6 protein-coding genes and 1 pseudogene are annotated in these 10,875 nt (G+C 76.1%); 6 read left to right on the forward strand and 1 reads right to left on the reverse strand.

Annotated elements, in window-relative coordinates:
• Positions 1-276 precede the first annotated feature (276 nt).
• The 5 genes from EAO77_RS36845 to EAO77_RS36860 all read left to right on the forward strand — a co-directional run bounded on the left by EAO77_RS36845 (position 277) and on the right by EAO77_RS36860 (position 9,674).
• Positions 277-1,503, forward strand: coding sequence for an MFS transporter (locus EAO77_RS36845; RefSeq protein WP_147992628.1), 1,227 nt, complete (start codon positions 277-279; stop codon positions 1,501-1,503).
• 153 nt (positions 1,504-1,656) lie between these two features.
• Complete coding sequence (locus EAO77_RS39600; protein ID WP_222723751.1) at positions 1,657-2,982, forward strand: alpha/beta hydrolase; 1,326 nt, start codon at positions 1,657-1,659, stop codon at positions 2,980-2,982.
• A 97-nt stretch (positions 2,983-3,079) separates the two neighbouring features.
• On the forward strand, positions 3,080-4,174 hold the full coding sequence (locus EAO77_RS36855; protein ID WP_261994324.1) for a serine protease: 1,095 nt from the start codon (positions 3,080-3,082) through the stop codon (positions 4,172-4,174).
• A gap of 6 nt (positions 4,175-4,180) precedes the next feature.
• Positions 4,181-5,287: an effector-associated domain EAD1-containing protein gene (locus tag EAO77_RS39245; protein WP_187283590.1), complete on the forward strand. Its 1,107-nt coding sequence runs from the start codon at positions 4,181-4,183 to the stop codon at positions 5,285-5,287.
• Complete coding sequence (locus EAO77_RS36860) at positions 5,280-9,674, forward strand: AAA family ATPase (protein ID WP_187283591.1); 4,395 nt, start codon at positions 5,280-5,282, stop codon at positions 9,672-9,674. The genes EAO77_RS39245 and EAO77_RS36860 overlap by 8 nt, the downstream gene beginning before the upstream one ends.
• A gap of 121 nt (positions 9,675-9,795) precedes the next feature.
• Here EAO77_RS36860 and EAO77_RS36865 read toward each other — a convergent pair whose 3' ends face one another.
• A complete protein-coding gene (locus EAO77_RS36865) occupies positions 9,796-10,632 on the reverse strand; it encodes an FUSC family protein (RefSeq protein ID WP_261994325.1) in 837 nt (278 codons plus the stop codon).
• 106 nt (positions 10,633-10,738) lie between these two features.
• Between EAO77_RS36865 and EAO77_RS36870 the strand changes: the two are divergent.
• Positions 10,739-10,875: pseudogene (locus tag EAO77_RS36870) on the forward strand (FUSC family protein); the annotation flags it as partial.

Genomic DNA, 10,875 nt, shown 5'->3' on the forward strand with positions numbered 1-10,875 from the left:
CCCCGAGTTCGCCACGTCGGGAACCGGCTTCCTCGGGGAGCCCCTCGAAGGCTCGTTCGACTATGTGGTCGCCATCGACTACAACCGCGTCCCCGGCACCACCCCGCTGGACAAGGACCGCCCGCTCGGCGCGGGCCGGGGCGCCGCGCCGTAGACTCGGGGGTATGCGCCGACGACATTGATCCTCCATCGCGGGTCCTGGTACGGACTGTCGCGGACCGCCGCACGGGTGAGCACCCGGCGTCCGCTGTCCGTCCCACCGAAGGACCTCTTCGCATGCTCACCCTGTCGTCATGCCCGAACGGCGCAGCCGTCCGGCGCCTGGAGCGCCGTCTCTGCCTCTACGCGGGCCTGGAGGACTTCGTCCTCCTCTATCCGCTCTACGCCCTGCTCTTCGCCGAGCAGGGGCTGAGCACGGCCGAGATCTCGTCCCTCTTCGCACTCTGGTCGCTCACCGGTCTGGTGGCCGAGGTGCCCTCCGGCGTCTGGGCCGACCTGGTGTCGCGCCGGCTGATGCTGGTCGCCGGCCCCTGTCTGACGGGCGCCGGATTCGCCCTCTGGTCGCTGGTGCCCTCGTACGGCGCCTTCGCCGCCGGTTTCGTGCTGTGGGGACTCGGCGGCTCGCTGCGCTCCGGCGCCTACGAGGCTCTCGCCCACGACGAACTCGACCGGCTCGGCGCGGCCTCGCGCTACGCGCGGGTGATGGGGCGCGCCGCGGCATGGAGCATGGCCGCCACCGCCACCGCCACGGCCGTGGCGGCGCCCGTGCTGGCGGTCGGCGGGCTGCCCGCGGTGGCCGCGGCGAGCGTCGTGGCGTGCGGGCTGTGCGCGGCGGCGGGCGCCGCGCTGCCGGAGCACCGGGAGGCGGTCGCGGCGGCCGCGGACGACGACCCCGCGGGCGCGTCCGGGACGCTGCGCGCCGGACTGGCCGAGGTCCGCGGCAGCGCGCCGGTGCGGCGTGCGCTGCTGCTCGGCGTGGCCGTCACCTCGCTGTGGGGGGCGCTGGACGAGTACGTGCCGCTGCTGGCCGCGGCGACCGGCGCGGCCGAGCCCGCGGTGCCCCTGCTGGTGCTGGTGGTGTGGGCCGGGGTGACGGCGGGATCGCTGCTCGTCGGGCGCGGTGAGCGGCTGACCGGCCGGGCCCTCGGACTGCTGGTGGCCGGCGGCGCCCTGGCCATGGCGGCGGGCGCGCTGTCGGGGCACCCGGCCGGTTTCGTCCTCGTCGGGGCGGGCTTCCTGGTGTTCCAGCTGGCCGACGTCCTGGTGGACGCCCGGCTCCAGGCGGCGATCACCGGCCCCAGCCGGGCCACGGTCACGTCACTGGCCGGACTCGGCTCCGGCGCCGCGACGCTCGGCGTGTACGGGGCGTACGCCACGCTGTCCGGCCACGCCTCCCATGCGACGGTCTTCGCCCTGCTGGCCCTCCCCTACCTGGCGGTCGCGGCCGCTCTCTCCGCCCGCCGCACTCCCCGGCCGTCACCGCCGGACGGCGCCGGCGGCTGAGGGGTCCCGCGGGGCGGGGGCGCCGCGCATGCCCCTGCCCCACGGGGCCGGGGCGCCCCGCGCCCCGGCCGGCTCCGCCGCCGCGCCCGATTAGGATGCGCCGGGGGCGGGGACCATGGCCCCGTCCGGCAACGGCGAGCCACGGGGGAAGAGTTGGACGAGTCCGACGCGCTGGCGACGGCCGTGGCCGAGGTGTGGCCCGCCGCGACGGAGCTGCTGAGCGGGCGGGACCTGGAGTCGTTCGCGTCCGAGGTCCTCGTCGGGCTGCGCGCGCTGGAAGCCGCCGCGCACACCGCACGGGCCACGCCGGGCGGCCCGGGCGCGGCCGCCGAGGAGGCGGAGGAGGCCGCGCGGCGGCGGCTCGCGGTGCTCTTCGCCGGCCGGCCGCCGCTCGGCGAGCGGCTGGCCGCGTCGTTCGACGCGCTGCTGACGGGCCAGGAGCGGCGGCACGTCCCGGCTCCGCCCGGCTCGCTGCCGTACCTCCGGTCGCTGATCGTCCCGGTGCTCTACGCGACCGACCGGGACGGCACGCCCGGCGGGGACGGCGGCGACGGCGGTTTCGGCGGCGGGCGGGGCGAACTCCGTTACGGCAAGGCCCTGGTCGGGATTCCCGACGACCACAGGCTCGGGGCGGTGGAGAAGCCGCGCCGCTGGCTGCTGCGCTTCCGCGGCAGCCCGGAGCGGGACGTCGTCCTCGGCGGGACGACGGAGCTGTCCGCGGCCGCCTTCGGGCAGGAGGCGCGGTCGCTCCTCGACGGCTCCGGTCCCCGGCAGGCCCTGGTCTTCGTGCACGGCTACAACGTCGGTTTCGGGGCCGCCGCGGTGCGCACCGCCCAGATCGCGTACGACCTCGGCTTCACCGGGGTGCCGGTGCTCTACAGCTGGCCGTCGCGGGGAGCGGTGCTCAGCTACGAGGAGGACGCCAACAACGCCCGGTGGACGGTCCCCCACTTCCAGGACTTCCTGCGGCGGACGCTGACCGGCTGCGGCGCCGACGAGGTCCATGTCGTCGCCCACAGCATGGGCAACCGGGTGCTGACCGAGGCCCTGGCCGGCTTCGACACCACCGCGCTCCCGCCGGACGCCGCACGGCTGGGGAACGTGGTGCTCGCCGCGCCCGACGTCGACGCGGACGTCTTCCGGCAGGTCGCCCCCGCCCTGGTCCGCCAGGCGCGGCGCTGCACGCTCTACGCGTCCTCCAGGGACCGGGCGCTGGGACTGTCGCGGCGGCTGGCCGGGTATCCGCGGGCCGGGCAGTCGGGCGAGGGCATCGTCGTGGTCAAGGGGGTCGACACGATCGACGCGACCGCCCTCGACACCGGCCTGATGAGCCATTCGTACATCGGCGACCACACCTCGATCCTGTCCGACGTCCATGCCGTCCTCCACCACGGCACTCCCCCGGCGGGCCGCTTCGGACTCGCGGCCGTCGAGCACCGTGACGGCGCGTACTGGGAGTTCCTGCCCCAGCGGCGCTGATGGCCGAAACGAGCCGTCCGGTCACGTGCCGCTGGGATGATCTGGATCACGGGGCCGGGGGCGACCGGTTGCACGAGGGGACCTCGGGGGTGGCGCGATGCGCCGGGACGACGCGCTGGAGCGGGCGATGAACGGCACCACGGGGCAGCACGGCGCCCACTTCCTGGACCGGGTGCCGTTCGACTGGAGTCTGCCGGCCTCCCGTGAGCTGCGGGACCTGCTCAGTTCGGTCCACTTCCGCGAGGAGCCGGTGATCGCGCTGGCGCAGCAGGCGGGCATCCCGCCGGCGTCCGTCCGCTGGGGCCAGCCGATGGCCGCCGTGTGGCACGACCTCATCGGCACGGCACGCAATCAGGACAAACTGCGGGCGCTGCTCGACCAGATCATGGCGGGCCCCGACGCGGCGCTCGCCGGACGCGTCGGCGAACTGCTGCGCGCCCAGCCGGTGGTGGAGGCGCCCGAACCCCCTGCCGACGCCGGCACCTGGCGGCACTTCCACGATCCCGACGCGGCGGAGCGCCGGATCTTCCGCACCGGTTCCTACCTCGACGTGTCCTTCCTGCGGCGGGGCATGGAGCTGTCGACGGCGGTCGCACGGCTGCTCGTCACGTTCCCCGACGGCAGGCAGTACCACGGCACCGGGTTCCGCATCGGCGAGGACATGCTGCTGACCAACCATCATGTGCTGTTCGACGGCTCCGACGGTGCGCGGCCCGCGGCCGCGGTCGAGGCGTGGTTCGGCTACGAGCGCGACCTCGGGGGCCGGGACCTGGCGCACGTGCGGGTGCCCTGCGCCGCGGAGTCGGCGGTGGGCGACGCGGCGTACGACTGGGCCGTGGTGCGGGTCGCCGCTCCCGTGCCCGACGGCACGGCCGTGGTGGAGCTGCCCGCGACAACCGACGTGGCCCCCGGCGACCGTGTCTACATCGTCCAGCACCCCCACGGCGGGGTGAAGAAGCTGGCGGCCCACCACAACGTCGTGCGCCACGCCGACGACGACGTCGTCCAGTACTGGACGGACACCGACGGCGGCTCCTCCGGCTCACCGGTGTTCGACGAGCGGTGGCGGCTGGTCGCGCTCCACCACCGGTGGGTGCGCATCGGCGCCCTCACCGAACCGCCCGAGTACCGCAACCAGGGCATACGCATCGACCGGGTCGCCGAGGGCGTGCGGCGCGCGGGACGGGTGTGAGCGCCCGTGGTGCCACTTCTCGACCGCACGGCGTTCTCCCTCCAGGACCCGGAGAGCAAGGTGCTCCTCGACGCGCTGGCGGGCCTCTACTACGCGGAGGCCCGGGTGCGCATGCTGACGGACGCCGCCGGGCTGCCGCCCGGGGAGTTCGCCTGGGGGGCCCGGGCGATCGACCTGTGGTGCGACGTCCTGCGGTGGGCGGCGCCCCGCAGGCGGCTCCGGCCGCTGATCGAGGTGGTGGCGGCGGAGCCGGACAGCAGCGCCCATCCGATCTTCAAGGACCTCGTCGCCCAGACGGCGCAGCCCTCCGCCGGGCGCGACGACGACCCGTGCGCCGTGCCGCTGATCGGGTACGGCAGGCCCCGTCCCTTCATCGACCGGGAGGAACTCCGCGGCCACCTGCGGGTGCTGCTGCACCGCAACGGCTGCCGGGTGCTGGTCGTCACGGGTGGCACGGCGACGGGCAAGACCTGGACGTGGCACCTGATCTCGCACGTGCTGGAGTCCGTGAGCGGGCGCGCCCCCTACCTCGTCGACTTCTCCCACTGGGCGGGGCCTCCCGCCGGGCCGGCCGACGTCATGGGCGAGATCGCCGATCTGCTGGGCTGGGAGCGCTTCCGGGTCGACGCCCGGGAGAGCGAGGAGACCCAGGCCCGGAACCTGCTCAGCAAGTTCAAGGGCCTGATCCGCGACCTGGGCGACCGCTGGTTCGTCTTCGACGCGCTGGACTCGCCCAATCTGACCGAGCCCGCACGGCGGCTGATCGAACAGATGGCCGTCGCCGCGGAACGCCGGGAGACGGGCGGGGGCCTGCGGGTGGTGCTGCTCGCCTACGACCGGCCACTGCCGCCCTCGGTCGCGGACACCGTGCTGACCGAGGACCTGCGCCCCGTGCGGGCCGAGGATCTGCGCGCCTTCTTCGGCCGCGTGGCCGAGGGAAGCGGCAATTCGCTCCCGGATGAAGCCGTGGAGCTCCTTGTGGCGTCCGTACTGGAGGAGGCACTCGGCGAACACGGCGATCCGTCCGCACCACTGCCGTTCACCCTGGTGTCCCGCGCCGCCGCAGACCGTGCGCGGCTGCTGCTCGTCCCGAGCGGAGGGTCCTGTGAGTGAACGACGTCTGACGGCCGACCGGGTCCGGGAACTGCTCGCCTCCCCGGCCACCGGCCCCGCAGCCGTGCCGGAACCGGTGCCGGCGGCCCGGTGGGCCCACCGGGAGGCGGCGGCGCTGCTCGGCGCGTTCGAAGCGGGAGCACTGCTCGCGGGCGCGGCGGGGCAGGCACGGCAGGGGCCCGACGACCCGGCGCTGCGGGAGATGCTCGCCTTCGACTGCGACCAGGTCAGTACCCGCGAGGGACGCCGCTGGCGGCTCACGCCCCAGGTGCGCACGGCCGCGCTGGAGCGTCTGCGGACCCCGGAGCGCATGCTGCGCGCCGCGCGGGCGGTGCCCGGCGACCCGGCGGACACCGCCCGCGCATGGGCGGAGCGGCTGCTGCGGGGGCAGGCGCGGGACCTGGCGTCGTACGGCGTGGACGAACTGCACGCGGCTCTGACGGTGACGCAGTGGTTCGCCGAGGCCCCGCTCGCCAGGGCGGCGCTGGCCCGGTGCTCCCTGGACCTGCCGGAGCCCGCCGTCGTGCGGGACCGGATCGAACTCGCCGCCCTGCTCCAGCCGTTACGGGCGCTCGTGGGCGACCGCTTCGTCGGACGGCACCACGAGCTGGACATGCTGGCCGCCCATGTGGGCGTGCTCCCCCGGCCCGGCGGCACGCCCCGGCCGACCCCGGCGGGACGTCCGCGGCTGATGATCCACGGGCCGGGCGGGGTCGGGAAGTCGACCCTCGTCGCCCGGTTCGTGCTCGACCACGCGGGCCGGCCGGGCGCGTCCGTGCTGCCGTTCGCCTATCTCTCCTTCGACCGGGCCGACCTGCTGCCCCAGCAGCCGCTGACCCTGCTCGCCGAGGCGGCACGGCAGCTGGGGCTGCTCCACCCCGAACTCGCCCCCGCGGCCGCCGAACTGGGCGCCGCCGTGCGCCTGACCCTGCTCGCGGACCACAGGTCGTCGGCCGAGACGGCACGGACGCACACCGGCGGCCGGCGGGGCCACGCCCGCGACGAGCGCAAACTCGCCGAACTCTTCGCCCGGCTGGCCGGCTCGGCGGCCGGCGGGAGCGGCGACGGGCCGGTGCTCCTGGTCCTCGACACGATGGAGCAGGCGCAGCGTCAGGGCGGCAGCGCCATGACCCGGCTGACGGAGTTCCTGGACGTCCTCCAGTCGGTGTGCCCCCGGCTGCGCGTGGTGCTCGCCGGGCGGGCGCCGCTCGACGACGCGTCCCGCAGCGCGTACGGCACCGAGTCGCTCGAACTGAGGGGGTTCGACCAGGCGCTGGCGCTGGCCTTCCTGCGCCACCACACCGGCGGGGACGAGGCCGCGGGCGGCGACTTCCTGGCGGGGGTGGTCCGCCGCTTCGGGACCAACCCGCTGAGCCTCAAACTGGTGGCGGAGGTGATCCGGCAGGAAGGTCCCGACGCGCTCGACGACCCCGCCTCCCGCCGGCACCTCTGGCTGCTCATGGACCCCGAGCAGCTCCAGGGCGCTCTCTACCAGCGCATCCTGGACCATCTCGGCGATCCCGCGCTGCGCCGGATCGCCAGCCCGGGTCTCACGGTCCGCAGGGTCACCCCCGACGTCATCCGCGAGGTCCTGGCGGGACCGTGCGGGCTGGGCGACGTCGACCCGGTCCGGGCCCACGACCTGTTCCGGCTGCTGCGCGCGGAGGCCTCGCTCGTCGAGGACGTCCCGGGCCGGGAGGCCGTGGTGCACCGGCCCGACGTGCGGCGGGCGATGCTGCTGCTGCTCCGCCGGGACGATCCGCGGCTGATGCGGCGGATCGACCGGGCGGCGGTCGCCTACTACGCCGGGCTGCCGGAGACCGACCCGGTGCTCACCGCGGAGCACCGGGCGGAGGAGCTGTACCACCGGATGGCGCTGGACCAGTCCGCCGCCACGCTCGACCGGCGCTGGCTCGACGCCGCCGCCCCGCTGCTGGAGTCCGCGCTGGACGAATTGCCGCCGCGCGCCCAGGTGTACCTCTCGGACCGGCTCGGGATCACCGTGGCGCCCTCGCTCAGGGCACAGGCGGACGGGGTGACCTGGGCACGGCAGGCGGAGACCGAGGCCGGCCGGCTCCTCGCGGACGGGCATCCCGAGCGGGCACTGGCCCTGCTCTCGGAACGGACCGGTGAGCACGCCGGGACCGTGTCCCTGGCCCTGCTGCGGCTGCGCGCCCTGGCCGCACTGGGCCGCACCGACGAGGCGCGGCCGCTGATCGAGCACGCCCTCGACCGGGCGTCGCAGGAGTCGGCGACGGCGTTCGTGGAGATCGCCGTGCTCGGCGCCCGGCTGGAGGAGGACGCGGGCCGGTTCGGAGCCTCCCGCGCCCTGCTGCTGGAGGCCCGTTCGGCGCCCTCGGCCCGGCACGACAGGACGGCGCTGCTGACGGTGGACGCCGCCCTGCTGCGGCTGCACCGGCGGACCGGCACGGCGGACGTGCCCGAGGCCCGGACGCTCCGCGAGGACGTGCTGGAACGCCTCGGTGGCTGGAGCACGCGGGAACTGGAGCGGCACCCGACGCTGGTGCGCGACCTCGCCGCGGAGGTGGGCGACGCGGTGCCCCGGCTGGTGCCGCTCGCCGCCCGGCTGCTCGGCGTCGATCTGGACAGCGGCACGGGGCGGGTCCTGGGCGACCGGCTCAGCACCGACGACATCGAGGACTTCACCCGGCTGACGGGTCCGGCGGAGCCGCCCGGTGCCCGCGACACCGCCTCCATGCGGCTGAGAGCGGAGCTGCCGGCCGTCAACACCGTGGCCCGCGGCGATCTGGTGTCGACCTATCTGCTCAGCGACGCGGCCCGGCAGGACTCGTGGCGCGACGCCCTGGTGGAGGCGTACCGGCACGAGGTCGACCAGCCGGACCGCGGGGGCCCCTCGGCGCCCGGCGGGCGTCCCGCCTTCACCCGGGACGCGGTGGTCGTCGTGCCGGGCTTCATGGGCAGCGAGCTGCTGGACACGCGGACGTCCTCGCTCGTGTGGGGGCAGTCCCCGGGCGAGCAGCTGGCGGCCTGGCGCGACCGGGACCACCCCGCGCTGCGGGTGACCGACGAGGACCGGGACGGCGCGGGCCGGCTGCGGGCCGTCCGGCTGCTCCGCAGACCCGTCTGGTCACCGTACTTCGGCGGGGTGGAGCCGTACACACCGCTGCTGGCGACGGTGCTGTCCCGGGTCGTCCACCCCGACGCGGTGCTGGAGTTCGCCTACGACTGGCGGCTGCCGGCCGCCCGCAACGCCGCGCTTCTGGCCGAGGCGGCGCAGCGCCATCTGACCGCCTGGCGGCGGAACCTCCAGCGCACAGGGCAGGCCGGCTCCGACACCTCGCACCCGCCCCGTCTGGTGTTCGTCGCCCATGCCATGGGCGGGCTGCTGGCCCGCGCCGCACTCGCCCGGACACCCGGGCTCGCCGACGACACCCGGGTGCTCGTGTCCATCGGCACCCCCTTCCAGGGGTCGGTCGCGGTGGCGGCGATGCTCGGCGACCGCGGGCCCCGGCCGGGCGCGGCGCGGCGCCTGCGCCGGGCCGCGCTGACCATGCCGGCCGTGTACGACATGCTCCCGGCCCTCCCCTGTGTGGAACGCGGCGGCGCACCGGTGCGCCTCACCCCCGCAGACGTGGCGGACATCGGGGCGGACCGCGAACTGGCCGCCTCGGCGATGGAGTTCCAGCGGGCCGTGCGCGGCGCGCCGGCCGGTCCGCCCGCACACCGGGGGGTGGCGGGCGTCGGGCAGCGGACGGCGCAGAGTCTGCGCATCACCCTCGGGGAGGCCGTCCCGCAGTACAGCGCGCTGCGCACCCATACGAACGGGGAGCTCCTGCGGCTGGCGGACGGCACCCCGGTCCGCTGGGACCGCAGCGGCGACGGGCTCGTCTCCCGGGACGCCGCGGCGCTCGGCGGATCGACGGCGGGGCTCTGCCATGTGACGGCACGCCATGGATCGACCGCGACGCATCCGGTGACCCTGCGGTACGTGGCGTCGGTGCTCACGGAGCAGCCGGGGCATGCCGTCACCCCCGAGTCCGTGGGTGCGGTCGTGCCGAGGACGGTCGAGACCACGGCGCCCGGCAGGGGCGGGGGCGCGGACCCCGGCCGGGCGATCGGGCTCGTGGCGGGCGGGTCGAACGGCATCGGGCTCGCGGTCCCCGACAGCGTGACCACGGGCGAGCCGTGGCCACTGACGATCACCGGCACCACGGACCTGACCGGACTCGGGTGCACGATCACCGATGTCGCGACGGGGCGCTCGGTGCTCGCCCCCGGTCTGCGTCCGGACGGCCAGGGCCTGTCCGGCTCCGTCACGCTGCCCTGGTCGGGGCTCTACCGGATCGCCGTGTCGCTCGACGACGAGCCGCCGGTCACCGAACTGACGGTGGCATCCGCTCCCTGACCGGCCGGGCCGCGGCGACGGCGACGGCGACGCCCTCGGGGGCACAGGGCTCGCGGGCGCGGGGCGGTGCGCGCGGGGCCGTGCGCGGGAGACCTTACCCGGGGGGCTCCGGTGGCGGGCTTCAGTGCGGGACGAGTCCGCGATCCGGGAGGGGCGCCGGCCGGTCGCCGCCGAGCTCGGTGAGCCGGGCAGCGAGGTCCTCCGCGTCCCGGCGGGGCACGGGCGCCGCTCTGTCGTCCGCCTCGACGGCGCAGGCGGTGATCGAGTCGAGCAGGCCGACCAGCCCCGTGGCGATGAGCTGCGACCCCGTGCTGTGCCGTGCGATCGTCGGCAGTTCGGCGGCCGACAGCCCGGCCGCCGTCTGCGCGGCAGCGGCCGCGCGGTAAGCCTCCCGGCGCAGGGCCCAGCGGCCGGCCTGGTCGCCGGGCGAGGCGAGGACGTGCTCCAGATAGCGCCGCGCGGCCTCCGTCGCGGTGTCCAGGCGGTGGCGGACGACGTTCCCGTGACGGCCCGGCAGGGGCAGGTGCCCGACGACGAGGACGGTCGCGCAGGCCAGCAGCGACTGCACCACCCGTTCACCGGTGGCGGGCGGCTCGCCCGCGAGGGCGACGAGGCACAGCACGAGCACCGTGACGACGGCCGTCTGGGCGGCGAAGTGCCGCGTGGCGAACGGGACGAGAGCGCCGCAGACGGCGACCGACAGGGTCAGCGCCTCCGGCCCCGGCCCGGTCAGCAGGAGCACGGCGCAGAGCAGGGCCCCGACGACGGTCCCCAGAGCCCGGCAGACGGCACGGGAGGCGAGGGGCCCGAGATCCGGCTTCACGAGGAACACGGCGGTCGCGGGCAGCCAGTACCAGTGCTGCTGTCCCAGGGCGAGGGCCAGCGCGGTGGAGGCCGCGCAGCACAGGCCGACCCGCGCGCCGTACTCGCGCCCGGCCGGCCCCGCCGCACGCCGCACCGCCCCACTCACCCGGCGCCCGACCCCGACGGCCCGTCCCGCACCGCCCCCGGGCGCCTGCCCGGGCGCCTGCGTCCCGAGCCGCGACGCCCCCCTCGCCCTGGGACAGCAGCACTGGTACTGGCTGCCCGCGACCGCCGTGTTCCTCGTGAAGCCGGATCTCGGGCCCCTCGCCTCCCGTGCCGTCTGCCGGGCTCTGGGGACCGTCGTCGGGGCCCTGCTCTGCGCCGTGCTCCTGCTGAC

It is taken from the genome of Streptomyces sp. T39 (genome assembly GCF_008042045.1).
Lineage (GTDB): Bacteria > Actinomycetota > Actinomycetes > Streptomycetales > Streptomycetaceae > Streptomyces.